Origin of the sequence: Dethiosulfatarculus sandiegensis, assembly GCF_000931935.2 — a bacterium.
Taxonomy (GTDB): Bacteria; Desulfobacterota; Desulfarculia; order Desulfarculales; family Desulfarculaceae; genus Dethiosulfatarculus; species Dethiosulfatarculus sandiegensis.
Genome location: NZ_AZAC01000014.1, coordinates 127,276 through 152,014, shown reverse-complemented (window position 1 = coordinate 152,014; position 24,739 = coordinate 127,276). Strand labels below are relative to the sequence as shown.

The 24,739-nt window shown below is 54.9% G+C and carries 22 protein-coding genes; 17 read left to right on the top strand and 5 right to left on the bottom strand.

The window, feature by feature from the left end; genetic code table 11:
* Window positions 1–30: 30 nt before the first annotated feature.
* From X474_RS10410 to X474_RS10330, 17 genes are all read left to right on the top strand, one after another.
* Window positions 31–1,470 (top strand): SagB/ThcOx family dehydrogenase, encoded by a 1,440-nt coding sequence (locus tag X474_RS10410; protein ID WP_044348712.1) that lies wholly within the window; start codon window positions 31–33, stop codon window positions 1,468–1,470.
* A 111-nt stretch (window positions 1,471–1,581) separates the two neighbouring features.
* Complete coding sequence (locus tag X474_RS10405) at window positions 1,582–2,547, top strand: ABC transporter ATP-binding protein (protein WP_044348710.1); 966 nt, start codon at window positions 1,582–1,584, stop codon at window positions 2,545–2,547.
* A complete protein-coding gene (locus X474_RS10400) occupies window positions 2,547–3,320 on the top strand; it encodes an ABC transporter permease (RefSeq protein ID WP_044348708.1) in 774 nt (257 codons plus the stop codon). Before X474_RS10405 ends, X474_RS10400 begins: the two co-directional genes overlap by 1 nt.
* The gene (locus X474_RS10395) at window positions 3,317–4,846 is read left to right on the top strand and encodes a GldG family protein (RefSeq protein ID WP_044348706.1); all 1,530 of its coding nucleotides are present in this window, start codon (window positions 3,317–3,319) and stop codon (window positions 4,844–4,846) included. The genes X474_RS10400 and X474_RS10395 overlap by 4 nt, the downstream gene beginning before the upstream one ends.
* Window positions 4,843–5,844, top strand: coding sequence for a DUF4340 domain-containing protein (locus X474_RS10390; protein WP_044348705.1), 1,002 nt, complete (start codon window positions 4,843–4,845; stop codon window positions 5,842–5,844). The genes X474_RS10395 and X474_RS10390 overlap by 4 nt, the downstream gene beginning before the upstream one ends.
* Before the next feature lie 124 nt (window positions 5,845–5,968).
* Window positions 5,969–6,265, top strand: a complete 297-nt coding sequence (gene rpoZ, locus X474_RS25595) for a DNA-directed RNA polymerase subunit omega (protein ID WP_082464291.1) — start codon at window positions 5,969–5,971, stop codon at window positions 6,263–6,265.
* Between the two features lie 2 nt (window positions 6,266–6,267).
* Window positions 6,268–6,612: a hypothetical protein gene (locus X474_RS10380; protein WP_044348704.1), complete on the top strand. Its 345-nt coding sequence runs from the start codon at window positions 6,268–6,270 to the stop codon at window positions 6,610–6,612.
* Window positions 6,613–6,618: 6 nt separating this feature from the next.
* Complete coding sequence (gene dnaJ / locus X474_RS10375) at window positions 6,619–7,758, top strand: molecular chaperone DnaJ (protein ID WP_044348703.1); 1,140 nt, start codon at window positions 6,619–6,621, stop codon at window positions 7,756–7,758.
* 7 nt (window positions 7,759–7,765) lie between these two features.
* Window positions 7,766–8,230: a cyclic pyranopterin monophosphate synthase MoaC gene (gene moaC, locus X474_RS10370; RefSeq protein ID WP_044348702.1), complete on the top strand. Its 465-nt coding sequence runs from the start codon at window positions 7,766–7,768 to the stop codon at window positions 8,228–8,230.
* A gap of 102 nt (window positions 8,231–8,332) precedes the next feature.
* Entirely contained in the window at window positions 8,333–8,695 is a 363-nt protein-coding gene (gene dksA / locus X474_RS10365) for an RNA polymerase-binding protein DksA (protein ID WP_044348701.1), read from the top strand.
* A gap of 141 nt (window positions 8,696–8,836) precedes the next feature.
* Window positions 8,837–10,234, top strand: a complete 1,398-nt coding sequence (locus tag X474_RS10360) for an undecaprenyl-phosphate glucose phosphotransferase (protein ID WP_044348700.1) — start codon at window positions 8,837–8,839, stop codon at window positions 10,232–10,234.
* Between the two features lie 446 nt (window positions 10,235–10,680).
* Window positions 10,681–11,463, top strand: a complete 783-nt coding sequence (locus X474_RS10355; RefSeq protein ID WP_044348699.1) for an ABC transporter permease — start codon at window positions 10,681–10,683, stop codon at window positions 11,461–11,463.
* Window positions 11,460–12,692 (top strand): ABC transporter ATP-binding protein, encoded by a 1,233-nt coding sequence (locus X474_RS10350; RefSeq protein ID WP_044348698.1) that lies wholly within the window; start codon window positions 11,460–11,462, stop codon window positions 12,690–12,692. The genes X474_RS10355 and X474_RS10350 overlap by 4 nt, the downstream gene beginning before the upstream one ends.
* A gap of 22 nt (window positions 12,693–12,714) precedes the next feature.
* The gene (locus X474_RS10345) at window positions 12,715–14,055 is read left to right on the top strand and encodes a class I SAM-dependent methyltransferase (protein WP_052515085.1); all 1,341 of its coding nucleotides are present in this window, start codon (window positions 12,715–12,717) and stop codon (window positions 14,053–14,055) included.
* A gap of 12 nt (window positions 14,056–14,067) precedes the next feature.
* A complete protein-coding gene (locus X474_RS10340) occupies window positions 14,068–16,416 on the top strand; it encodes a glycosyltransferase family 4 protein (RefSeq protein WP_052515084.1) in 2,349 nt (782 codons plus the stop codon).
* Complete coding sequence (locus X474_RS10335; protein ID WP_082464290.1) at window positions 16,416–17,591, top strand: glycosyltransferase family 4 protein; 1,176 nt, start codon at window positions 16,416–16,418, stop codon at window positions 17,589–17,591. Before X474_RS10340 ends, X474_RS10335 begins: the two co-directional genes overlap by 1 nt.
* Window positions 17,588–19,186 carry a hypothetical protein gene (locus X474_RS10330; RefSeq protein ID WP_044348696.1) on the top strand — a complete coding sequence of 533 codons (1,599 nt, stop codon included), beginning with the start codon at window positions 17,588–17,590 and terminating at the stop codon, window positions 19,184–19,186. The genes X474_RS10335 and X474_RS10330 overlap by 4 nt, the downstream gene beginning before the upstream one ends.
* 20 nt (window positions 19,187–19,206) lie before the next feature.
* On the opposite strand, the gene X474_RS10325 is transcribed toward X474_RS10330, so the two are convergent.
* The 5 genes from X474_RS10325 to X474_RS10305 form a co-directional block, all read right to left on the bottom strand.
* The gene (locus X474_RS10325) at window positions 19,207–20,169 is read right to left on the bottom strand and encodes an ABC transporter ATP-binding protein (protein WP_044348695.1); all 963 of its coding nucleotides are present in this window, start codon (window positions 20,167–20,169) and stop codon (window positions 19,207–19,209) included.
* A 1-nt stretch (window position 20,170) separates the two neighbouring features.
* Window positions 20,171–21,196, bottom strand: coding sequence for an ABC transporter ATP-binding protein (locus X474_RS10320; RefSeq protein WP_044348694.1), 1,026 nt, complete (start codon window positions 21,194–21,196; stop codon window positions 20,171–20,173).
* Window positions 21,196–22,092, bottom strand: a complete 897-nt coding sequence (locus X474_RS10315) for an ABC transporter permease (protein WP_052515082.1) — start codon at window positions 22,090–22,092, stop codon at window positions 21,196–21,198. The genes X474_RS10320 and X474_RS10315 overlap by 1 nt, the downstream gene beginning before the upstream one ends.
* Window positions 22,085–23,005 (bottom strand): nickel ABC transporter permease, encoded by a 921-nt coding sequence (gene nikB, locus X474_RS10310; protein WP_044348693.1) that lies wholly within the window; start codon window positions 23,003–23,005, stop codon window positions 22,085–22,087. The genes X474_RS10315 and nikB overlap by 8 nt, the downstream gene beginning before the upstream one ends.
* Window positions 23,006–23,176: 171 nt before the next feature.
* Window positions 23,177–24,736 (bottom strand): ABC transporter substrate-binding protein, encoded by a 1,560-nt coding sequence (locus X474_RS10305; RefSeq protein ID WP_052515081.1) that lies wholly within the window; start codon window positions 24,734–24,736, stop codon window positions 23,177–23,179.
* Window positions 24,737–24,739: the final 3 nt, after the last annotated feature.

The window sequence follows — 24,739 nt, the reverse complement described above, 5'->3', positions numbered from 1 at the left end:
AAACCCCATTTTCAGGCAGGAAGGACGAGTATGAAGGAATACCACTCCCTTACCGCCTACTTCAGGGAAAGCCTCGGCGGCCACGGATTGGATTGGGCCAACCAGCCCCTGCCCTTTAAGAGATACCTGCACAGAGAACCTATCCCCCTGCCCTCGCCCACCCTGCCCAAGACCTCCTTGGAAGACCTTTTAAAAGACCATCCGCCCCGGCCTGAACCGGATCAGCCCAAACCGGACGCAAACCTTTTGGCAGGCTGCCTGTTAATGGCGGGCGGAATCACGGCCCACACCCCCGGCGTGCCCAATTCACCGGGCCTCAGGTCCTGGGCCAGCGCAGGGGCCTTGTATCCATGCGAAATTTATATGGTGGCAACCGAGGTGCAAGGCCTTAAAGACGGGCTGTATCACTTCACAGCCGAAACACCGGGATTGCATCTTCTCTGGGAAGGCAAGCTGGCCCGGACCGCCTCCAAAATCCTGGGGCAAAGGCCGCAAAGGCTCACCTTTTTCATAACCACCCTGTTCTGGCGCAGCCTGTGGAAATATTCCAGCCGGGCCTACCGCTATTGTCTTTTGGATACAGGGCACCTTTTGGCCAACCTTGAACTGAGCCTGGCCGCCGCTGGGCTCGAGGTGAAAACCTGCCTTGATTTTGCCGATGTCTCGGCAGGGGTGTTTCTGGGGCTGGCCACGGAAGACGAAGCAACCCTGGCAACCCTCACAACCGGCGGTGAACCGGACGATCCCGGACCGGAAGACCCGGGTCTTCCCCCCTTTGACCGTCAATACAGCCCCCTGTCCGCTAAAATCGGCAGGGATTCCCTGCTCTTGAAGACCCACAAATCAGGCAACCTTGAAACACCTGAACCCGGACGCCTGTGGCCGGAGCAGACTTCCCCGGAACAGGCCATGACCTGCCCTGAACCGGCCCGGTTTGAGGGGCCTCTCTTAGAGGCAATCAAAAAAAGGCGCTCCCGCAGAAACTTCCTGGCCAGGCCCCTTGAACAGGACTTGGCCGGAGCCATTATCAGGGCCTCCCTGCCAAGGCGCTCTCCCATAAGGGCCATGCTTCTGGTTTCACCGGGAGGAGAAATACCAGGCGGCAAATACCTTTATCACCCCAAACCGAACCTGATGGAGCCCCGCGAAGCCACGGCTGATTTTGGCCGTCTCCTGGGCCGGGCCTGCCTGGGCCAAGCCTGGGTGGGGCAGGCGGGAATTGCCTTTGTTTTATGGGGAAACTTAAACACACTGATCAATGAAAACGGCCTGCGCAGTTACCGTCATGCCATGATAGAAGCGGGCAAGGCCGGGCAGAGAATCTACCTCGCAGCCCAGGCCCTGGGTTTGGGCTGCTGCGGTGTGGGAGCCTTTTATGACCAGGAAACCAACCAGGTGGCAGCCCTGCCCCAGGGAGGAGACAGCCTGTATGTAGTGGCAACCGGTCATGTAAAGGGGCGGAAGAAATAACCCGAATCGTCTAAAAAAACAACTTAATCACCTCTGTACTCCAGACCAGGCAAGGCCGGCCGCTATGGGCGGCTTTTGGGCAAGTTATAAATTCGAGCTGACGGAGTATCCATGATTCAGGTCAAAGGGTTGAGCAAGCGATTTGGCGACACGGTTCTAGTGGATGGACTCAGTTTTGAGGCGGAAAAAGGGGAGATTCTGGGCTTTTTAGGCCCCAACGGCGCAGGTAAGACCACAACCATGCGCATGCTCACCGGCTTTTTTCCGCCCAGCGCGGGCGAGATAAGGCTCGCGGGTCACGATGTGCTTGAGGAACCCCGCAAGGCCCGTTCCAAGCTGGGCTACTTGCCGGAAAACACGCCGCTTTACCCGGAAATGAGAGTTTCCGAATACCTCACCTTCGCAGGCCGGGTCAAGGGGCTTTGCACCAAAAAGGCCAAGGCCCAAGCCGGTCGGGTAATGGAGCAGACCGGGCTCGCCCCCAGAAAAGGTCAGCTCATAAACCAGCTTTCCAAGGGTTTCAGGCAAAGGGTCGGCCTGGCCCAGGCCCTTATGGGCGACCCCCAGGTGCTGATACTGGACGAGCCCTCCGTGGGCCTGGACCCTTCTCAGATCGTGGAAATCCGGGAGCTGATCAAGGGCTTTGCCGGTGAGAAGACGGTGGTCCTCTCCAGCCATATCCTGGCCGAGGTGGCCGCCACCTGCACCAAAGTGGTTATCATCAATCAGGGCAGGCTGGCCGCCCAGGGCGCGCCGGATATGCTGGTGAAAACAGGCGGGTCCCGGCAAAATTTAAAAATCACCTGCCTGGGCGATCCTCAAACCCTGGAAGACCTGCTCAAGAAGATCAAAGGCGTGAGCCGGGTCAGGGGAAACCCGGCCCCGGATCAGGAAGCAACCACGATCAGCCTGAACCTTCACCTTGAAGGCGGAGAAAAGGCCCGCGCCGAACTGGCCCGGACCATAGTTGAATCCGGCCTGGAGCTTGTGGAGATGACCCCCTTCACGGCCAGCCTGGAAGAGGTTTTTATCCAGTTTGTAACCGGCAGGGGCGAGCCGGAAGGCGAGGCGCTCTAATGAAAGGGCTTTGGGCTATCTATCTAAAGGAGATGGCGTTTTTTTTTCGCTCCCCCATCGTATACGTCCTTTTGGCCGGTTTTCTCTTGCTCACCGGTTTCTTCTTTTATTCCCAGGTCAGCATTTACAGCCTGATCAGCCGCCAGATGATGCATGACCCCATGCTTGCGGGCATGAACCTGCAAAGGGGGGTGGTCCAGCCCCTTTTGGGCAATATCGCCATGATCCTCATCCTTCTGGCACCCCTGGTCTGCATGAGGTTATTGAGCGAGGAAAAGAAAAACGGAACCCTGGAGCTTTTGCTCTCCTATCCGGTCTCAGACACCTCGGTTATCGGGGCCAAATTCCTGGCCGCCTGGACAGTGCTTGGCCTGGCGGTTTTTCTCACCGGGCTTTACCTGCTTTTGCTGGGGGCCTTTGGCAAGCTCAACCCCGCGGTGATCGCAACCGGCTACCTGGGTTTGTTGCTCCTGGCCGCCGGTTTCAGCGCCGTGGGGGTGCTGGCTTCGGCAGCTACGGAAAACCAGATCATAGCCTCGGGCGTCTCCTTTGCCCTGCTTTTGCTTTTCTGGACCCTGGGCCAGGCCTCCCAGGCGGTCTCACCCTTTTTGCAGCCCCTTTTCCGGGAAATCAGCCTGGGGTCCCACCTGGAGCCGTTTTTACAAGGTGTCATAGACACCAAAGACCTGGCCTTTTTCCTGTTCTTCACCTGGTTGTTTCTGTTCACGGCGGTAAGAATTCTGGAATCCAAACGCTGGAAGGGGTGGGCATGAAAAGCAAATCCAACCTGTTGGCTTTGACCGGCCTGGTTCTCCTGGCTGTTTCCGGCATCTGGCAGGCCATCCATGCAACTCCCCCAATAGTGGGGCCGCTGACCTTGGGATCGGGGCTTTTGCTGCTTTTGGCCGCCTTTTTCACTGCCAGGGACAAATTTAGCCAAACCGTCCGCCGGCGGTCCTTTCGCCTGGGTTTGGGCGCAGGCATGGCGGTCTTTGCCGCCCTGGCCTTAAGCGTTTTTGGGGTTGGCATAGCCTCGCGCCATCACCTGCGTTTTGACCTGTCCGAAGACAAAATCAACAGCCTGGCGCCCCAAACCCTCAAGGTGCTGAAAGACCTGGACCATGACGTAATGATCCATGTTTTTCAAAAAAAAGGCGGAAAAAACGCAGGCCAGGCCAAAGCGCTTTTGGATCTCTATACCTATTATTCAGACAGAATAAATTATCAGATAGTAAACCCCGAAGAAAATCCCGGTCTGGCCAGGCGCTTTAAGGTGCGGGATTATGGGGTGTTTGTGCTGACAAACGGGGCCAACCGGGAAAAGGTCAAAAACCCCGAGGAAAGAGAGCTTACCAACGCCCTGGTGAGGCTCGGCGGGGACAAGGTCAAGAAAGTTTATTTCCTGACCGGCCATGGCGAGCTTTCCCTGACCAACCAAAAGCAAAACGGCCTTTCAAGCCTTGACAAGCTGCTTAAGGAAAGGAATTTCTCCACTGCCGAGCTGTTTTTAGCCAAAGAGGAAAAGGTCCCGGAAACCGCCTCTGTGGTGGTGATTGCCGGGCCTGAAAAACCGCTCATGCAACAGGAAATAAAAAAACTGGATTCCTTTCTGGCCCGGGGCGGCGGTCTGCTCATATTGCTGGAGCCGACCTTTGACGCCGGACTTACCAAATGGCTGCGGCAAAAAGGCGTAATAATCAAAGGAAACCTGATCCTGGACCCGGCCAGCCTTAAACAGGGCGGCAACCTGGCCTGGCCCACGGTCATGCAATACGGCAAGCATGAAATCACAGCGCCGCTTAAAAAAACCGCCAGTTATTTTCCCTTGAGCCGCACAGTGGCCTTGGCAAAGAACCTGCCCCCAAAGGCAACAGGCGCGGAACTGCTTCTCAGCAATCGAAAGGCCTGGGCGGAAACAAACATGAAGGAGTTGGAAAAGGGACAGGCCGAGTTTGATCAAAATGAAGATCAAAAAGGCCCTCTGCCCTTGGGCGCGATCCTCTCCTGGCCTGTGACCAAGGGAAAAAGGGCCGGGTTGACCGTGATCGGCGATGCGGCATTCATCAGTAACATCCACCTGCTCTATCTCGGCAACCTGGACCTTATCCTTAACACGATCAGCTACCTGGCCAGGCAAAACAACCTTATCTCCATAACCCCGAAAACCCAAAAGACCCAGCCGCTTTTGTTGAAACAGAATGAAAAAAAACTCTTTTGGCTGATACCTGTGGTTTTTCTACCAGGCCTTATCCTTCTCACAGGCCTGATCGTCTATATACGCAGGCGGAGGGTGCTATGAGATTAAAGGCGGTTGTGTTCATGATCGCGGCCCTCATCCTGACGGCAGGGGGTTATTACCTCTCTGAAACGATAAATGAAGAACAGAAATCAGCCCAAGACCGGGCGGACCAGGTGCTTTTGGTCGATGGGGTGCAGGAGGTGGTTTTTCTTAAACTCTCGGGCAAGGCCTTTAACAGGCCCATTGAGCTGGCCAGAGAGGCAGTGAGCCACCCATTTCGGGTGACAAAGCCCATCAAAAGCCCGGCGGACCAGGGGAATGTCACTCAAATGGTAAATGCCCTGGCCATGGCCAGAATAAAAAAAAGAGTCAAAGATCCCTCCAACCTGAAGGATTTCGGCCTGGACCCGCCCTGGGTCAGGCTGCAAATCAAGTCAAAATGGCAAAAAGAGCAAGACCTCCTTTTGGGAGATTTAAGCCCCACCGGCGAGAGCCTTTACGTAAAGGCCGCCGGAAAAAACGAAATCTGGCTTTTATCCAGGGCGGTGCGGGTGGCCCTGAACCAAAACCTTTTTTCCCTTCGTGACAAAAAAGTCTTGGATTTTGTAGTCTTGGATGTAAAAGAGGCCTTTTGGCAAGAGCGAAACACTAACGATTTGATATTACATCGCAAAAAAACGGGAACCTCTTATAATTGGGAAACAGGAGCGAAAGTCAAGGCGCCTCGAGATGACGTTTTGGACCTTCTTTTTAGAATACATGGGCTGAGAGCCCTTGCATTCTTTGACAGCGGTATTAACTTAACCGCCGTGGGGCTCATAAAGCCATGGGCAAAGATGACTTTGACTGTGGCTGATGCCGAAAAAAAAGGTATTATTGGAATTTTGCTTGGTGGAACTGACCCAAGCGGAAAACAGGTCTATATCCGCCGCTTAAACGGCGGTCCGGTAATGGCGGTGGATAAAGAAAAGATAAAGGGCCTTTGGGCCTTGAAGAAAAAGATTAAAAAGGCTGTGCGGGATAATCTCCCGGCAAAGGGGCGGTCTGAGGACAATTAAAAAAGCGGGTTTTGCTAAAAGACCCGGCATGTAGACTTCAAATCCAAGACGGTCCAAGCCTTTAGCATATAAATCAAGACCAGCCCGGAGCAAAAATCCGGGGCAAACCAAGGATAAAAACACTATGGCGCGAGTCACTATTGAAGATTGCCTGAGAAGGGTCGACAACCGCTTCAGCTTGGTTCACCTTGCCAGTCAGCGGGTGCACCAGCTTCGCGAAGGCGCGGTGCCTCACATCAAAAGTAAAAACAAGGAAATTGTCCTTTCCTTAAGGGAAGTTGCCGCCGGTAAAATTTTCCCTGTGAGCGAAGGTACAGCAAATCGTGAAAAATCCGAAGCCGAAGCCCGCAAAAAGGAAATTCTGATGCAGGCCAAGGCCAAGGCGGAAGAGGACGCCTCCAAGGCGTCTCCCAAGGCTTAAAAATGGCTGTTTCAAACGCGCCGACCGCGGCTGAAAGGCGCAACCTTTTATCTACCGAATCGCCCAAGCTGGCCGAAGCGGCCAAGGCCTATTTTGAAGAAGGCCGCTTGGGAGAGGCACTGGATTGCTATAAAGCGGCCGGTGACACCGAAGGTCTCAAGGCGGTTTGCCAAAAGGCCGTCTTGGAAGGCGACTTTTTCTGGTGGAAACAGGCCCATCAAATGATGGGCAATAATCCGCCAATTGAAGAAGCGGCCGAACTGGCTAAAAACGCCGGGGAAAAAGGCAAGGATTCCTTTGCCCGGACCGCTTCAGAACTGTTGAACCATGGGAAAGAAGACGAGTAGGCTGCCATGAAACGTTGCTACTATGAAATCCTAAGCGTGGAACGCACGGCAGATAGCGAGACTATTAAAAAAGCCTACCGAAAGCTGGCCCTGAAATATCACCCCGACCGTAACCCGGACAACCCCGAGGCTGAAGAGTCTTTTAAGGAGTGTGCCGAGGCTTACGAGGTTCTGCGTGACCCGGAAAAAAGACGCCTCTACGACGCTTATGGCCATGAAGGACTTAAAAACCAAGGGTTTGAAGGCTTTGGCGGCGTGGGAGACATATTCAGCGCCTTTTCGGACATTTTCGAAGGCTTTTTCGGAGGGTTCAACGGAGGTGGACGCCCCGGAGGCCCTCAACAGGGCCGGGATCTGCGTTACGACCTGGAGATCAACCTGGAAGAGGCAGCTCAAGGCTCCGACCAGGTGCTCGATATAGGCAAGGAAGTGCCTTGCCAGGCCTGTGGAGGCATGGGCCAAAAAGACGGTCAGACCCCTCCGGTCTGCCCCACCTGCGGAGGACAGGGACAGGTTCTGAGGAGCCAGGGCTTTTTCCGGATGGCCACCACCTGCCCGGACTGCCGGGGGATGGGGCGCAAGGTCACAGACCCCTGCCCCGAATGTCAGGGCCAAGGCCATGTCTACGAGGAAAAGGAGCTTTCGGTCCACATCCCCGCGGGAATTGAGCATGGCCAGCGTCTGCGCATGCGCGCAGAGGGAGAGGCGGGAATATTGGGTGGCGAACCCGGTGACCTGTATGTCATGATTCATGTCAGGCCTCATCCCAAATTTGAGCGTCAGGGCAGTGACTTATACTGCACCTTAGAGGTCTCCATGGCCCAGGCCGCCCTGGGGCGCACCGTGAGTGTGGATACGCTCATAGACGGAGAGGAAAAGCTTAAACTGCCCCAAGGTGTGCAATCCGGAGAGATCAGGCGCCTGAGGGGTCTGGGCATGCCTCATCTGCGGCAAACGCGCCGCGGAGATTTAAATGTGCAGATCATCGTGCGCACACCGAAAAAACTCTCCAAAAAACAGCGTGAGCTGTTGGACGAGTTTGCTGCATTAGGTGACGAATTTGCCGCCCCGGAGCCCGAAGGTGAAAGCAAATCCCCCAAAAAGGCCTTGGAGAATAAAAAGAAAAGGCTTTGGGGGTTTAGTTGAGGAGTTTATGGCCTTAACCCACGTCAATGAAAAAGGTGAGGCCCACATGGTCGATGTGGGCGAAAAACCGCCTACTAAAAGAAAAGCCACGGCCAGCGGCGTGGTGCGTATGCAAAAAAGCACCCTCGACTTAATTGTCCAGGGCGGGCTGGCCAAGGGCGACGCCTTGGCAGTGGCGCGGGTCAGCGGCATCATGGCCGCCAAGAAAACTCCGGATTTGATCCCCCTTTGCCATCCTCTGCCGATAAGTTCCGTAAAAATAGATTTTGCTACTACGGAAAACTCAGTCAAAATTATAGCCACAGTCGCAACCACCGCCCCCACCGGGGTGGAGATGGAAGCGCTGACCGCGGTCAGCGTGGCAGCGCTTTCGCTATATGATATGATCAAGGCCGTGGACCGCTCTGCAATTATTGAGCAAATTTTGCTCGAAGAAAAATCTGGCGGTAAAAGCGGCCACTATGTCAGATAGGTGAGACTCCCCCTTGCGGGGTGGATGGGGTCTGGTTCCCTTGGCGCACGATCCCGAACCTTCAAGTCTTAGTTAACCGCGCCTGGCGAATGAGAGGTCACAATGGACGAAAAGCAGCTTGCATACTTCAAGAACCTGCTGGAAGAACAACTTCAGACTCTGCTAAACGAGGCTGGACGCACCGTGGCCGGCATGATTGACCCCAAAGAAAATTATCCCGATCCCACCGACCGGGCCGCCCTGGAGTCGGACCGCAACTTTCTGTTGCGCATAAGGGACAGGGAAAGAAAGCTAATCAGCAAAATAGAAGAGGCCTTGCAGCGCATCGAAGACGGGGAGTACGGCATCTGCGAATCCTGCGGAGACGATATCTCGCCAAAGCGCCTGGAAGCCAGGCCGGTCACCACCCTTTGCATTGAGTGCAAGAAACGCCAGGAAGCAAAAGAAAAGGCAAGAGGAAACTGAGCCGGTTTATGGCATAATACAGACGTTCGTGACTTGCCGGCCTTTTCCTTCGCAGGTGGTGATTCGTTTTAGCGCCACTGCCCGGGGCGCGGGACGGGTCGGTTTTTAACCAGATCTTTCACCAAGGCGGTCTTCCTACTCATGTTCCAGAAACGTCTGGATTTTTTTCGCTCTATTCTCTACATCGGCGATTTGGGCCTGGTGGCAATCACTTGGCTGGCAGCCTATTTTGTCCGTTTCCACGCACCAATAGTCCCGGTCACCAAAGGCGTGCCGGACCTTTCCCTTTACCTGGCGCTTTTGGGCCTGGTGGTTGTGGTCTTCGCAGTGGTGCTCCAGGTCTCGGGTCTCTACAGAAGGCCCTGGGCCTCCTGGGGCGTCCAGATATGGCCAATTCTCCAAGCCGCACTCATAGGGGTTGTGGTTTCGGTCGCCCTCACCTACTTTCTAAGGCCTTATGATTTCAGCCGCCTGGTCTTCATGCACTTTGGCGTGTTTATAGTTTTGGCCATGGTCATCTACCGCCCCTTGCTTATCTGGCTTTGGCGCAAGCACCTGCCTGATGGCTCGGGCGAGGCGGTCTTGATTGTGGGAGTGGGAGAACTTGGAAAACTGGTGGCCCGAAAAATCGGCGGACAACCGGTGTTGGGCCTCAGGGTGCATGGTTTTTTGGCCCGTGAAAGCCAAAAGGTGGGACAGGTCATTGAAGGCGTGCCTGTCCTGGGTGACTATTCGAATATCAGCCAGGTTATCGCCCGCAACAACATAAATATAGTCATCATCGCCCTGCCCCTTTCAGCCCACGAAAAAATAGGTGAGGTGCTCGGCAGCATAGGCGACGAGACAGTAGATATAAAAGTCATACCGGATCTTTACCGCTACATAAGCTTGAGCGGATCGGTGGAGGAGTTTGAAGGGCTTCCCATCATCGGCCTCAGGGGCAGCCCCATGGTGGGTTGGGCCAGGGTGGCCAAAAGGATGGTGGATATCACCGGCTCGGGCCTTGGCCTTCTGTTCTTGAGCCCGGTATGCATAGCCCTTACCCTGGCCGTTAAGTTCACCTCGCCGGGTCCTGTATTTTATCGGCAGGAACGCATGGGTTTGGACGGTCGGGTATTCACCATGTACAAATTCCGCTCCATGCGCATTGATGCCGAACAAAAAAGCGGACCGGTCTGGGCCCAGGAAGGCGATCCCAGGCGCACCAAACTCGGCACCTTTATGCGCAGCACCAGCTTAGACGAGCTTCCCCAGCTGGTGAATGTCCTGCGGGGAGAGATGAGCCTGGTTGGCCCCAGGCCGGAGCGTCCCGAATTCATTGGTGATTTTAGAAAGAAAATCCCCGGTTATATGCTGAGGCACAAAATGAAGGCTGGCATTACCGGCTGGGCCCAAATAAACGGCTGGCGGGGCAACACTTCTTTGGAAAAAAGAATAGAGCACGACCTCTACTATATTGAGAACTGGTCCCTGGCCCTTGATTTCAAGATCATGTTTCTGACCGTGTTCAAGGGCTTGAAAGACCCCAATGCCTATTAGCCGTTGGCCGGTTGTGATTGAATCCGTTTGGGGGCTTTGAAACTCGAGCCAAAGACCCTGCGCCGTTTTAAAACCGCCCACTTTTCCAAAGACCTGCGGCAAAGCGCACACCAGGCCGGGCCCTATATGGGCCCGGCTGTCTGACCATCAACCGATGGATCCCCATTCACCAGCTTTTTTGGGCGGCTGCTTTGGAGCGGACGCGCCGGGCTGGTTTTACCAAGGGGAGGGAAACGTTTTTCTCAAGCCGCCTTAAGGCAAAGAAAGACGCTCAGATAAAGTGGACTGTGGCACTCAAGGGCATTGTGGCTTACAATGCCTAGGGGCTTTTAAAAGGCGGCATAAGAACAAGAAAACGCCTTTTGGCAAACCCTTAGGCTATTATTGGAATAACACGGCCGCCTGGGCAAACAGGCCTGAGGCAGCGGGTTTTACAAGGACTTTTCATGCTGGTATTAAGACACACCTCTGAGCTTATCAAACACTACGCCTTGATCTACGCCCTGGCCGGGCGCGAACTCAAGGGCCGATATAGAGGTTCGGTGCTTGGTTTTTTGTGGACCTTTCTGAACCCCCTTTTGCTCCTTTTGGTTTATGCCCTGGTATTCAGTGTCTATTTCAGGGTGAAAATGGACAATTATTCGGTTTTCATGTTCACCGGGCTCTTGCCCTGGATCTTTTTCTCCACTTCCCTTATGGAGGGTGCGGGAGCCATAACCGACGGCGGCAGCCTGGTGACCAAGGTTCTGTTTCCCCAACAGGTCCTGCCCACAGTCAAGGTGACGGCCAACCTGGTCAACTTTTTACTGAGCCTGCCGATCCTGCTCATATTCATGCTGATCACCGGTGTGCCGATCACCTGGCACCTGATAGCCTTTCCCCTGGTGGCGATCATTCACACCGTATTCACCCTGGCCTTTGTGCTTCTTTTAAGCGCGGCCAACGTGTTTATGCGCGACACCAGACATATCATGGCAAACCTTTTAACCCTTTGGTTTTTCTTGACCCCCATCCTGTATCCCCTGGCCCAGGTGCCGGAGAACTACAGGTTTTTGATATATTTCAACCCGGCGGCGCTCTTCACCATGGCCTACCACGATATCTTCTTCTGGGGGCACTGGCCCCATTGGGGGCACTTGGGCGGGCTATTGGTCATCAGTCTGGGGCTTTACTGGGCCGCGGCTACGATTTTTGAGAACTACAAGGAATATTTTGCGGAAAAAATATGAGCGAAATGCCAGCCATAGAAGTTAAAGGCCTGGGAAAAAGGTTTCGGCGCGAAATTCTGAAACGCGACTATATAACCTGGAAAACCCTTTTATTAAACCCCTTTTCCCGCAAAAAGGCCAAAGACTATATAACTGTCTTGGAAGAGATCAGCTTTTCGGTTGATCACGGCAAGACCTTAGCCCTGATAGGCCAGAACGGATCAGGTAAATCCACCCTGCTTAAGATCATGGCCGGAATCTACAAACCCGACAACGGGCAGGTGAATGTTCGCGGTAGGGTCTCGAGCCTGATCGAGCTGGGAGCAGGGTTTCACCCGGAGTTCACCGGAAGGGAAAACGTTTTTTTAAACGGCACCATCCTGGGGCTTTCCAACTCTGAAATTGCCAAACGTTTTGATCATATAGCCGCTTATTCCGGTTTGGGTGAATATATAGACGCCCCGGTCAGGACCTACAGCTCGGGCATGTATGTGCGCCTGGGCTTTTCCGTGGCCGTAAACGTGGACCCGGACGTGCTTTTGGTGGACGAGGTTTTGGCTGTGGGCGACGAGGCCTTTGCCCACAAATGCGAAGATAAAATTAATGAATTCCGCCGCAAGGGCAAGACCATCTGTCTGGTGACCCATGACATGGGGGCTGTGGAGAAATACGCCGACGAGGTAATCTGGCTCGACGGCGGCCAGATCGCGGCCCGCGGCAACCCCAGAAGGGTCATAGACGCCTATCGCCAAAAAGTGGCCCAGGAGGAAGACGCCATCCGCAGGCAGGAGGCCCTGCAGGCCGAAGCCGACCTCACCGGCCTTCGCTGGGGTGACGGCGATGTGGTCATAGAAAAGATCCGGCTCTTGGATAAAGACGGAGCGGAAAGGGCTGTGGTCACTTCCGGTGAACCCCTGACCATTGAACTGGAGTACTGCCAAAAAAAACCGACCAAGGATCTGGTTTTTGGCATAGGGCTTTTCAATGCCCAGGAAGTGCAATGCTACGGCACCAACACCCATCTGGAGCGTCTTGATTTGGAAGACCTTCCCACAAAGGGCGTGGTCCGTTTTATCATGGATCGGCTGGATCTGGTCCAGGGCACCTATTTCCTGGATGTGGCGGCGCACAACACAGACGGCAAGGCCTATGATTACATAAGGCGCAGCCAGGCTTTTTCAGTCAGAAGCATAATCAACGACGTGGGTGTCTTTCGGCCTTCCCATACCTGGGAAGTCTTTCCCCGCTGATCATTGACAAGGATTTGGATAAATGAACCAGAATAAGCCTCAAGAGCTCAATCTTGACCAGATAATGGCCGAGATCGAAGAGAAGGTTGAACAAAAAAAGCAAAGCGGTTTTTACAACCCGGTGGAGATCCAAAAGGTTGAGGAGACCGCGGTCAATTTTATCCAGCCTGCCGATGGCGGGGCTGAAGCCGAGCTCAACCTGCACCACTCCAAACTGCAGGAGTTTTGGGACGCCAAGGTTTGTGCGGTGGAGACCCACAGACCGGGCGGCCTGGGCAGGCTTTTACTTAAGTTCAAAAAAATGTTCCACAAGGCCTCCGGCTTCCCCCTGGGCGTCTGGCTGGCCAGGCAGGTCCTCTTTAACGACGAGGTTGTAAAACTCCTGAATGTACTGGTGCCCCATCATGTGGATTTAAGGCACCGGGCCAACCGGGATGAAAGACGGCTCGATTCCGTGGAAGACCTGGGCAGGGCCCTGACCGAGCAAAACCGCAGGCTGGAAGGCGAACTGGCCAAGATGCAGGCCGCCATAGATGATTTGACCCGCAGGGCGAGCCAGGGCGGCAACCGCCAAGAGCTTTTATTAGCCCGTTTGCAGGAAATAGTGGAAAAACAGGCTGAAGCGGGAACGGTTTCCCAGGAGACGGTAGAGGCCGTGGCAACCCAGCGTTCCAAGAGCCGGGGACAAGACTATCTGGCCTTTGAAGACCTGCACCGGGGCACCAGGGAAGAGATAAAAAAACGCCAGGAAATTTATCTGCCGGTCTTTAGGGAAAACGTGACAGACGAGCATCCCCTTTTGGATATCGGCTGCGGCAGGGGTGAATTTTTAGAGTTGGCCAAGGAAGCCGGGCTCAAGGCCGCCGGGGTGGACATGAACCCGGAGATGGCCGCTTTTTGCCAGGAGATGGGGCTTGAGGTAAAGGAAGCGGATGCGCTCGAGTATCTGCGCCAGGTGCCGGACGCCAGTCTGGGCGGCATAATCGCCTCCCAGGTGATAGAACACCTCACCCTCAACCAGTTAATGGAGCTGGTGAGCCTTTGCGTTGCCAAACTGGCCAAGGGCGGCGCCCTGGTGGCCGAGACGATCAACCCCCAGTGCCTCTCCACCTTCAGCGGGGCCTTTTATCTGGATATGACTCACCAAAAACCCATTCATCCGGAAGCCGCCCGCTTTCTTTGGAGCAAGGCGGGCCTGGGTCAGGTGGATCTCCTTTTCCTCTCCCCCTATCCGCCCGAGGCCAGGCTGGAGAGTTTCGGGGCCGACGACCAGGGGCTGGCCGGGGCTTTCAACCGAAACACCCATCGCTTAAACCAGCTTCTCTACAGTTATCAAGACTACGCCGTTGTTGGGCGCAAATAGGTTGATTGCAAAATGAGAGACAAGCTAAAGGCCACATTTGTCACCCCCTGGTACGGCAACAAACTCCCCGGCGGGGCCGAGGCGGAAGCCAGGCGCACCTGCCAGGAACTGGTCCGGGCGGGAGTGGATGTAGAGGTTCTCACCACCTGCCTGGCCGGGCTCGGCACAGACTGGGATACAGACGCCCTTCCCGCCGGCCTCACCACCGAAGACGGGGTCAAGGTCAGGCGTTTTCCCACTGCCAAAAGGGATGGCGAGGCCTTTGCCCGGATAAACGATCGGGTGGTCTCCGGCCAAAGGCTCAGCCTGGACGAAGAAGAGACCTTTTACCAGAACATGGTCCACAGCCCCGAGCTGCTGGACTACCTGGCCGCCCATCCGGAATCCGGACCTTTTTTCTATATCCCCTATCTCTTCACCACCTCGGTCTGGGGACCTATGGTCCACCCGGAGAAATCCGTGCTTATCCCCTGTCTGCATAATGAAGGCTATGCCCGCATGCAGTCAGTAAAAAGGGCCTTTGAGACTGCCCGCGCGGCTGTGTTTCATGTGCCCGAGGAAAGGGATCTGGCCCTTTCCCTTTACGACATGAAAGAAAAAAACGCACTACTGCTCGGCGAGGGAGTGGATACCGACTGGCAGGGCGACGGCGCAAGATTCCGGGAAAAATTCGGCATTAAGGGCCCCTTTGTGCTCTATGCCGGACGCAAGGACCAAGGCAAGAACACCCCGCTTCTTTGTCAATATTTCCATCGCTATGTCACGGAACGCGGCGGCGCGGACGGGCTTAAGCTGTTACTCATCGGCAATCTGCCCGCACCTATCCCTCCGGGCGCCGAAGATCACATAAATGATCTGGGATTTGTAGACATACAAGATAAATACGACGCCTATGCCGCGGCGGACGCGTTTGTGCAACCGTCTCTTTTGGAGAGTTTTTCCATTGTGATCATGGAGGCCTGGCTGGCCGGGACCCCGGTCATGGTGCACTCGGGCTGTGCGGTTACCAAGGGGCATGTAGTTTCAAGCCAGGGCGGGCTCCATTTCCCGGACTACCCCCGTTTTGCCGAAGGGCTTGAGATGCTCCTTACAAATCCGGACCTGGCCCGAACCATGGGGGAAAAAGGCCGCGAGTATGTGCTTGCCAATTACTCCTGGCCCGGCATAACCGAAAAATTCATCAAACTCATAAAGGAACTTGATCAAGAGCCCGCACCTGAGCCCAAAAAACCCGGAGCCTGGCAAAATGCCCGGGCGCGGAGGGCAAAAAACCAGGTTAAAAAGGGACCGGCCATTCACCAGATGCTGCCGGACTTCTCCTTTGGCGACGCCATAGGAAACGACACCCTCGCCATTAGAAAGGCCTTGCGATCATGGGGGTTCGAGTCGGAGATCTTTGCCCGGCACATTCACCCCAAAATGGCGGGACAGGCGCTTAACGCGGAAGACTACCCGCGCATGGCCGGCCCTGAAGATGTGGTTATTTTTCATTTTTCCATTGGGCACCCCCTGGCCGACGCCTTTATTCACTATCCCGGCCGCAAGGTGCTGCGCTACCACAACATCACCCCGGCCCATTTCCTGGAGGAGCTGTATCCCGAATCCGCGGAAAGGGCGCGTATGGGAAGAGAGCAGCTCAAGGAACTCTCCAAAGCGGTGGAGCTTGGCATAGGGGTGAGCCCCTACAATGCGGGCGAACTGAAACAGGCGGGGTGCGAAAACACGGAAGTGGTCCCCATTTTACTCGACTTCGACCACCTGGAAACACCGCCGGACCAGCTCATCACCACCCGTTTTATGGGCACAAGGCCCAATATCCTGCATGTGGGGCGGGTTGTGCCCAACAAGTGCATTGAAGACCTGATCAAAACCCACTACTGGCTCACCAAGCTCATTGGCGGGGCCAGGCTGCTGATAGTCGGCGGCGGCGGTTGGCAGACCGCCTATGGCGGAGGCCTGCGCAAACTGGTGGAAGACTTAAACGTACCGGACGTACACTTTTCCGGGCATGTATCCACAGCCGGATTAATGGGTTACTACAAGGCCAGTGATCTGTATCTCTGCCTTTCCGAACACGAAGGTTTTTGTGTACCATTGGTGGAGGCCATGCATTTTGGACTGCCGGTGGTGGCCTATGACTCAACCGGGGTTACCGGGACCTTGGGCAAGGGCGGAATTCTCTTACCGAAAAAGGATCACATCCTTACCGCCGAGGTTATAGCCAAGGTGCTTGTTGATAAAAAGCTCAAACAAGACCTGAGCCGGGCCGGGCGGGAAAGAGAAAAAGCCTTTTGGCCGGAACAGGTGAGAGAGCAACTGAAAAACACCCTGATCAATAAACTGGGTCTGGATATTGATTAATGGAACCAAGCATGATTCTGGACGGACGGCCCTTGCAGCCGGGGTTCAAGGCGCACCATGAGCGCGGCATAGGCCGCTACGCCCGCAATCTGCTTAGAGCCATGGAGGACCTTTACGGCCCTCAGAACCTTGAACTGATAGTCCAGGAAAACCTGCCCGATCCGGGCCCCATAAGCCGGGCCAAGCGCCTGAAAACCAGATGCGCGCCGGAGTGGCTGCCTTTTGGTCAAAGGCTCTGCGCCTATCACTGGCAAGTGGGACGCTCTTTGGCCCCAAGCTGGCACAAGGGCAAGGTTGTGCATTTTTTGAGCCACTTGGACGCACCTGCCAGGGTGGGGCCCAAAACGGTGATCACTGTGCACGACCTTATCTTTCAACGCCTGCCTCACCTCTATGGTCACAGCTCAAACAGCCGCTTTTTCAAACTCAAACGCTGGCTGGAATCCAGGTGCCTTTTCGGGGCGGCCCACCTTATCAGTGTGAGCGAACAGACCAAAAGAGACATTCAGGAAATATACGGCCTGCCTGCGGAGAAGATTACGGTAATCCCCGAGGCCTGCGATCCCGGGCTTCAGCCGGTGGACGACCTCTGCGCCCAGGGCGAGGTCCTCGGCAGGCTGGGCGTAAAGCCCCCCTTTTTTCTGTACTTGGGCGGTATTGACCAAAGAAAGGGCCTTGACACCCTTTTCGAGGCCCTGGCCCATCTGAAACAAAAAAATGAACCTCATGAACTGGTGCTGGTGGGCAATATAGAAGAAGACAAATCATACCAGGGGCTGCTTAACAGCCTAGAACAAAAGGGCCTGCAAAAAAGCGTACACCTGCCTGGTTTTGTTTCAGACCAGGATCTTCCCTGCCTGTTTTCAGCTTGTCTGGCTTTTGTTTTTCCTTCATGCTATGAAGGGTTTGGCCTGCCTCCGCTGGAAGCCATGACCATGGGCGCGCCGGTTATAGCCTCCCGGGCCTCGGCTGTTCCGGAGGTGGTGGCGGACGCCGGTATTTTAGTGGAGCCAAATAATCCCGGTGAATTGGCGCAAGCTATGGCCCGTCTGGCAAATGACAATGAACTGGCCTGTAAAATGAGGGAAAAGGGTCGCAAGAGGGCTTGTCTTTTCTCCTGGGAGGAAGCTGCCCGCAAGACTTGGCAAGTCTACCGGGAAGTGGGGCTTACGTGAAAAACAAAACAGGCAACCATATGCTTAGCTGGGCCCTGGAAACAGGCATGTCCCTGGTTATCGCCGTCACTATTTTGATTGCCTGGCCCAACCCAAAAGCAATGGGTCCCATACAACCGGATGCGATCTGGTTTGGCCTGGGCTGGCTGTTGTTACTGGCCCTGCCCTCAATCTGGCGTCTTTTCTTAAAAAAGGAGCCCAAGGCCCGAATTCCCCAGACCATGAACCCCGAAGCCTGCGGCCAGGCTGCCTTTTTCATGGCCTTGGTCTTTGTGATCCTGCTTCTGGCCAGCCAAAACCTGGGCAATTTCAAACTATGGCTGGGTATTGTTTATCTGCTGGCCATTATCCTGCGTCTGGCCGGAACAAGCTTGCGCTTACGGGCCTATATCCTTTCCAATCCGGAAAAAGAAATCACACCGACGCTGGCGGCGGCCGCCATCTCCGCCCTGGCCGCCATTTTACTGATTCCCTGGGTGCGCCCGGACTTAAGCACAGTCTGGCCTCCTGAATCGCAAGAGCTGGCCGTACTCTTGGGCAAGGCCCTGCTTTGGGGCGGCATCAGTGGAGCCGCCTTTATAAACTGGCGTCTTTATGTGGGCAGAGAACGCACCGCCTGGCTTCTTTATCTGGCCATTGGCTTGGGCCCCGGCCCCACTTTGGCCGTGACTTGGTTCTCCCCTGCGCCCATGACGATTGCTCTGGTCATATTGGTGGCTCTTGCGTTTTTCCGCTATATCGGCCCCCATCGTGCATCTGTGCCCAAAGACTCCACCAAGCCTGTCTCCCTTTACTGGTTATTAAGATCCATGACCCTGGTATGGTGGGGATTGGGCGGTTGTCTGGCTCTTGCTTCAGCCTGGTGGCAACCCCACATGGATACCCTGTTTTCCCAGGCCGTCTGGGTCAGAGCCCTTTTACTCGGCGGTTTTCTGGTAACCTGCCTGGGGGTGCTGGCTGAATATTCCCTGCCCCTGTTTGGGCGGTCCGGAGCCATGACCGGCTCAGACAGGGAGCGAAAGGTGTTGGGGGTCGTCCTTTCCGCCCTGGCCCTTTTAAGCTCCTTGCCCCTTCTCCTTTTCACACCCCCCTGGCAAGACCCGGTAACTCCAAAGGAATACGAAAACCAGGCAATCTTCGACTTGATAGAAAAACCGGTTACCCTGGATGCGAGCAACACATCTCTGGACCTGACTCCCCCCCTTTCCCTGGGGGGATTCACCCATGTGTATGTGGTGAGCAGGTTGGAAAACGCCTCACAGGTGCCTCAGGGAACTACTGTGGCCAGGCTTACTGTGGATTACGACCTGGATCCCAGGCGCACCTTTAACCTGAGGGCGGGCATAGACACGGCGGAAGGCGACTTGGCCAAAAGGGACATAGCAGTTCGGGTCAAACATCACCCTCCCCGTATCGCGGAGTCCCAAGTGGTCTTTTCCCGGGCAGGCGAAGCCTATGTATCCCAAACCTTTGTCACCGGCCTTTTTCTGGGACACCGGGTTAACCGGATCTATTCGCTTTTGATAAGCCTATCGGCCCTGGAGGACGGGAACAAAAACTTAAAACTGCACATATCGCGCATATTCGCCTATTGATCCCGGCCTCCCGGCTTTTTTCAATTCAGAAGATGACAGGCCGCCAAATGTCCTTTTTCCTGTTGACGCAACGGCGGGTCCTCTTGAAAACAAATATCCTTGGCAAAAGGGCACCGTGTGTTGAAGTTGCAGCCCATGGGCGGGTTCAAGGGGCTCGGCACATCTCCTTGCAGTATTATGCGCTTGGTCTTGCGCCCCGGATCAGGTATGGGCACCGCAGATAAAAGAGCCTGGGTATAAGGGTGCAGGGGCCTTTCATAGATCTCCTTGTCACTGGCCAGCTCCACAATACGCCCCAAATACATGATAGCCACCCTGTGGCTGATATGCTCAACCACACTCAGGTCATGGGCAATAAACAAAAAGGAAATGTTCTCCTCCCTTTGCAGGCGCACCAGCAGATTGATCACCTGGGCCTGGATCGAGACATCCAGGGCGCTTACCGGCTCGTCGCAAATAATCAGGGAGGGGTTCAGGGCCAAAGCCCGGGCAATACCAATGCGCTGCCTTTGGCCGCCGGAAAACTCATGGGGATAACGGGTGACATGCCCGGGGTGCAACCCCACCTTTTCCATCAGCTCTTTCACCCTGATTCTCACCTCAACCTTGGTAAGGGAAAGATGATTCTGGATGGGTTCGGCTATGATATTGCCCACAGACATCCTGGGGTTGAGGGACGAGTAAGGGTCCTGAAACACTATCTGCATGGAGGACCTTAACTGACGCATGGCCGAAGGCCCCATTTGAAAGACTTCCTGCCCCTCAAAAAACACCCGACCGTCGGTGGGTTCCACAAACCGCATCAAAGTGCGGCCCACTGTGGTCTTGCCACAGCCCGACTCGCCCACCAAACCCAATGTTTCCCCCTGCTCCAACTTGAAGCTCACCCCGTCCACAGCCTTGACCTGGGCCACCTCTTTGGAGAAAAGGCCTTTTTTCACTGAAAAATACTTTTTAAGTTCACGCACCTCAAGTAGGGACATTTCACTTACCCCCCTGCCCGGATGTAACAGAGTTCATCTCCTCTTTGCCGGTGTGCAGCCAACAGGCCACCCGTCGCCCGGGCGCAGGTTTAACCATGGGCGGCTTTTCCCGGCGGCAGATATCCATGGCCTTTTTGCAACGGGGGTTAAAGGTGCATCCCTTGGGCATGGCCAGGGGATGGGGAACCATGCCCGGTATCTCATCAAGGTTGCGTCCCATAGTTGCCTTGCGGCCAATCACCGGTACAGAGCCCAAAAGGCCTTGGGTATAGGGATGCAAGGGTTCATAGAATAGATCCTTTACAAGGGCCTCTTCAACCACCTTGCCGCCATACATAACCACCACCCTTTGAACGGTCTCGGCTATAAGCCCCAGGTCATGGGTGATAAGCACTATGGAGGAGCCTGTCTCCTTTTGCAGCTTGAGCATCAATTCCATGATCTGGGCCTGGATCGTTACATCCAGGGCAGTAGTGGGCTCGTCGGCAAAAAGAAGCCTGGGATTCAAGGCCAGGGCCATGGCGATCATGGCCCTTTGCCGCATGCCGCCGGAAAGTTTATGGGGGTATTCAGCGGCCCGGGCCTCTGGCTCGGAAATCTGCACCCTGGTGAGCATCCTCACCGCCTTTTCCCAGGCCTTTTGCTGGGAAAGGCCTTCATGCAGCCTGACAGACTCGGCAATCTGCTCACCCACAGTCAAAACCGGATTCAAGGCAGTCATGGGCTCCTGAAAAATCATGGAGATGGCATTTCCCCTGATTTTTCTTATGCTGTCCTTATCCAATTTCAAAAGGTTCTGGCCTTCAAACAGCACCTCTCCCTTTATCTCGGCCGGGGGGCAGCGCAAAAGCCGTAAAATACTCATGGCGGTCACACTCTTTCCGCAACCGCTCTCCCCCACAAGCCCCAGGATCTCACCGGGCATGACCTTGAAATCAACCCCGTCCACCGCATTCACCACTCCGTCCATTGTGTGGAAGCAGGTGTGCAGATTTTTTATTTCCAAAATGGGTTTATTTTCATTCATCACAGTTTGAACCTCGGATCCAGGGCGTCGCGCAGACCATCACCAAAAAGATTGAATCCCAAAACAGCCATGAAAATGGCCAGTCCGGGAAAAGTGGCCACATGGGGCGCGTTAAAAAGGTAATTTCTCCCCGACCCCAGCATAGCCCCCCATTCCGGGGTGGGCGGCTGTACGCCGATCCCCAAAAAACCAAGCCCTGCGGCAAAGAGTATGGCCGAGCCCATGCCCAGACTAGTCTGCACGGTTATGGGAACCATTACATTCGGCAGAATATGTCTGAAAAGAATCTTGTGATCCCTGGTTCCCACTGCCTTGGCCGCCTCCACATAGGTCTGCTCCCGCACGGTCAACACGCATCCCCTTACCAGGCGTATATAAATGGGGATCATGCTTATGCCGATGGATATCACCGTGTTCTCTATGCCCACTCCCAGGATGGCCACCAGGGAAAGGGCCAGGAGAAAACCGGGAAAGGCCAAAAGCATATCCGTCACCCTTTGGATGGCGAAATCTATCTTGCCTCCGTAATAACCCGAGATCAGGCCGAAGGGAATCCCCACCAAAAGCCCCACCATGACCACTCCCACGGCGATCATAAGGGAAATCCGGGTGCCGTAGATAATGCGCCCTAAAATAGACCTGCCCAACTCATCAGTTCCAAGCCAGTATTGGGCGCTCGGCGGCTCCAGGGCCTTTATCAGGTTGGGGGCCGAAGGATTGCCCGGGAAGAGCAACGGGGCAAAAATAGCTGTAAAAACAAACAGAAGCAGCATGGCTCCACCCAAAAGGGCAGCCTTGTTCCGTTTGAGTTTGCTCCAGCTCCGGGCCAGTCCGGTCTGTTGCGGCGGAACGCTTATTTCAATCTGGCGTTCTATTTCAATACTTTTCTCACTCATAGCGAATCCTCGGGTCCACATAGGCGTAAAGCAGGTCCACCACCAGGTTGACCATTACATATAAAAGGCCGAAAGTGAGGATCGCGCCCTGAATCATGGGGTAATCCCTGGCCAGAATGGAATCAACGATCAAGCGCCCCAGGCCGGGCCAGGCAAAGACCGTCTCGGTCAACACCGCTCCACCCAGGAGCAGGCCAAACTGAAGCCCCACCACGGTGATGATGGGGATAAGGGCGTTTCTCAATGCATGCTTAACCACTATCACCGTTTCCTTCAGGCCCTTGGAGCGGGCGGTGGTGGTGTAATCCTGAGAGAGCACCTCCAGCATGGTTGCCCTGGTCATGCGGGCAATAAAGGCCACCACAAAGGCGCTTAAGGTGACCGCAGGCAAAACCACATGCTTCCAGGTGCCGACTCCACCGGCAGGCAGCCAATGCAGCCAGATGGAAAAAACCACCACAAGCATCAGGCCCAACCAGAAAACCGGCATGGAAATACCGAACAAGGCAATGGCAGTGACACAATAATCCAGCCAGGAATAGGGTTTTACCGCGGAGATCACCCCGGCCGGTATGCCGAAGAGGCAGGCGAGAAAAATAGCCACCACACTTAACAGCAGAGTGTTCGGCAACCTGGCCCATATCTCCTGACTGACAGGGTTCTGGGTGCGGGCCGACCTGCCGAGGTCAAGCTTAACGAGCCTGCCGAGAAAGAGCCCGTATTGCACTAAAACAGATTTATCCAGCCCCAATTGGACCCTTATCTGCTGGATATCCTCCGGAGAGGCCATCTGCCCCGCCAAGACCTGGGCCGGGTCGCCGGGCAACATGCGCAGCATAAAAAAAAGCAGAATAGAGATGCCTAAAAGCACCGGAATAATAAATAAAAGACGTTTGGTAATATATTGCAGCATGGCTGAACCAATCGCACTGTCACCTTTTTATTCAAAAGGCCTGCTAAAGGATAGAGTTATCCACTTAAAAGCAACTGCCCCGGGTCCGGGCAAAGCCCGGCCCGGAACCGTTTTTCCCGCCATTCGCCGAGGGCAAGGGATCGCCCCCGGCGAAATCAACAGGTAAAAAAATTACTGCATAGTGATATAGGTGGGATAGAACTTCTCAGTAGGGGTGACCACCATACCCTTGATATTGTTCTTGTAGGCCAGCACGAATTTTTCCACATGAAGCCAGATCCAGGGGCAGTCATCCCAGACCATATCCGAAGCCTTGAATAAAAGAGCCTTCCGCTTTTTGGGGTCCATTTCCCTGCGCGAAGCCAGCATGATCTTGTCATACTCGGCATTGCAGTAAAATGCCGAACCCAGGCCCTTGGGAGGGTTCACCGCGCAGGTGAACTGACCGTAAAGCGCCATATCCGCATCCAGGAACAAGGGGCCCCATCCCAGGAGGAAGACTTCCAGTTCACTTTCCTCAATGGGCTTCAAAAGGCCGGCCACATAGGTGGGCCAGTCATAGGTGCGCAATTCCACCTTAACGCCGATGGCCTGCAAAAAGGCCTGCACCGTCTCGCTGACCTGCTTGTCAAAGAGATAGCGGCCATTGGGGGTGCGCATCTTGACCACCTGGTTGAAGTCAAAGCCCGCTTTTTTCAAAAGCGCCTTGGCCTTTTCAGGGTCATAGTCATACTGATTGGCCATTTTCTTATAGCCGAACAAAATGGGAGAGCAGGGACCGTCCATGGCCTGGGCAGTGCCAAAGAGGATCTTTTTCACGATGGCTCTTTTATCCACCGCATAGTTAAAGGCCTGACGCACCAGCTTGTTCTTGGTTATGCCCTTCTGGCAGTTGAGCCCCATGAAGATGGTCCTGGTGTCCAAGGGAGCGTCCACTTTGAGGTTGGAATCCGCATCCAGGGCCGCCACATTGGCCGGAGAGGGCTTATAGCAGACATCGATCTCACCGGACCTGAGCATGGCTTCCCTGGTTGAGACTTCGGGCACCACTTTCCAGACGATCTTTTCCACGGTGGGTTTTTTCCCGTAATAATCCTTATTGCGGACCATTACGATACGGTCGCCCTTCACCCATTCAGTCAAAACATAGGGACCGGCCCCAACCGGATGCTGACGCACGTCTTCGCCGTATTTTTTAATGGCGGTCGGGCTCATGGCAGTCACCAGGGCCATGGAAAGGGTGGGAGCCAAGGGGGCGAAGGGGTATTTCAAATTCAGCTTGATGGTGTAATCATCGACCACGTCGCAGGACTTGACCATGGAAACCGCGAACCTCAAAGGCACCCTGAGCTTGGGATTCAAGATGCGGTCAAAGGTGACCTTCATGGCCTGGGCGTTAAAAGGCGTGCCGTCGGTGTATTTCACTCCCTTTCGGAGCTTGATGGTCCAGGTCAAACCGTCTTTGGAGACCTCGTAGCCCGTGGCCAGCCTGGGCACCAAATTTCCGTCCGGTTCCTGGAAGAAAAGGTTGTCATAGATCAGGTCACACATATTTTGGAACAGAGTGGTGGTCTGCTCCTGGGGATTAAAAGTGTCTGCATCCACTCCGATGCCTATGGTGAGGGTGTTGATCTGCGCCTTGGCCTCCACCGGAGCCGTAAAAATCATCATCGTGGCGGCCAAAACCGCCAAGGCCATGGCGAATCCGAACCGTCTGAAACCTTTCAACATGAC

Coding starts and splice junctions, on each gene's coding strand:
- X474_RS10350 (WP_044348698.1), top strand. CDS start 11,460: ATGAGCGAAATGCCAGCCATAGAAGTTAAAGGCCTGGGAAAAAGGTTT.
- X474_RS10355 (WP_044348699.1), top strand. CDS start 10,681: ATGCTGGTATTAAGACACACCTCTGAGCTTATCAAACACTACGCCTTG.
- X474_RS10305 (WP_052515081.1), bottom strand. CDS start 24,736: ATGTTGAAAGGTTTCAGACGGTTCGGATTCGCCATGGCCTTGGCGGTT.
- X474_RS10395 (WP_044348706.1), top strand. CDS start 3,317: ATGAAAAGCAAATCCAACCTGTTGGCTTTGACCGGCCTGGTTCTCCTG.
- X474_RS10315 (WP_052515082.1), bottom strand. CDS start 22,092: ATGAGTGAGAAAAGTATTGAAATAGAACGCCAGATTGAAATAAGCGTT.
- X474_RS10335 (WP_082464290.1), top strand. CDS start 16,416: ATGGAACCAAGCATGATTCTGGACGGACGGCCCTTGCAGCCGGGGTTC.
- nikB (WP_044348693.1), bottom strand. CDS start 23,005: ATGCTGCAATATATTACCAAACGTCTTTTATTTATTATTCCGGTGCTT.
- X474_RS10360 (WP_044348700.1), top strand. CDS start 8,837: ATGTTCCAGAAACGTCTGGATTTTTTTCGCTCTATTCTCTACATCGGC.
- moaC (WP_044348702.1), top strand. CDS start 7,766: ATGGCCTTAACCCACGTCAATGAAAAAGGTGAGGCCCACATGGTCGAT.
- X474_RS10390 (WP_044348705.1), top strand. CDS start 4,843: ATGAGATTAAAGGCGGTTGTGTTCATGATCGCGGCCCTCATCCTGACG.
- X474_RS10410 (WP_044348712.1), top strand. CDS start 31: ATGAAGGAATACCACTCCCTTACCGCCTACTTCAGGGAAAGCCTCGGC.
- rpoZ (WP_082464291.1), top strand. CDS start 5,969: ATGGCGCGAGTCACTATTGAAGATTGCCTGAGAAGGGTCGACAACCGC.
- X474_RS10380 (WP_044348704.1), top strand. CDS start 6,268: ATGGCTGTTTCAAACGCGCCGACCGCGGCTGAAAGGCGCAACCTTTTA.
- X474_RS10345 (WP_052515085.1), top strand. CDS start 12,715: ATGAACCAGAATAAGCCTCAAGAGCTCAATCTTGACCAGATAATGGCC.
- dksA (WP_044348701.1), top strand. CDS start 8,333: ATGGACGAAAAGCAGCTTGCATACTTCAAGAACCTGCTGGAAGAACAA.
- X474_RS10325 (WP_044348695.1), bottom strand. CDS start 20,169: ATGTCCCTACTTGAGGTGCGTGAACTTAAAAAGTATTTTTCAGTGAAA.
- X474_RS10405 (WP_044348710.1), top strand. CDS start 1,582: ATGATTCAGGTCAAAGGGTTGAGCAAGCGATTTGGCGACACGGTTCTA.
- dnaJ (WP_044348703.1), top strand. CDS start 6,619: ATGAAACGTTGCTACTATGAAATCCTAAGCGTGGAACGCACGGCAGAT.
- X474_RS10320 (WP_044348694.1), bottom strand. CDS start 21,196: ATGAATGAAAATAAACCCATTTTGGAAATAAAAAATCTGCACACCTGC.
- X474_RS10400 (WP_044348708.1), top strand. CDS start 2,547: ATGAAAGGGCTTTGGGCTATCTATCTAAAGGAGATGGCGTTTTTTTTT.
- X474_RS10340 (WP_052515084.1), top strand. CDS start 14,068: ATGAGAGACAAGCTAAAGGCCACATTTGTCACCCCCTGGTACGGCAAC.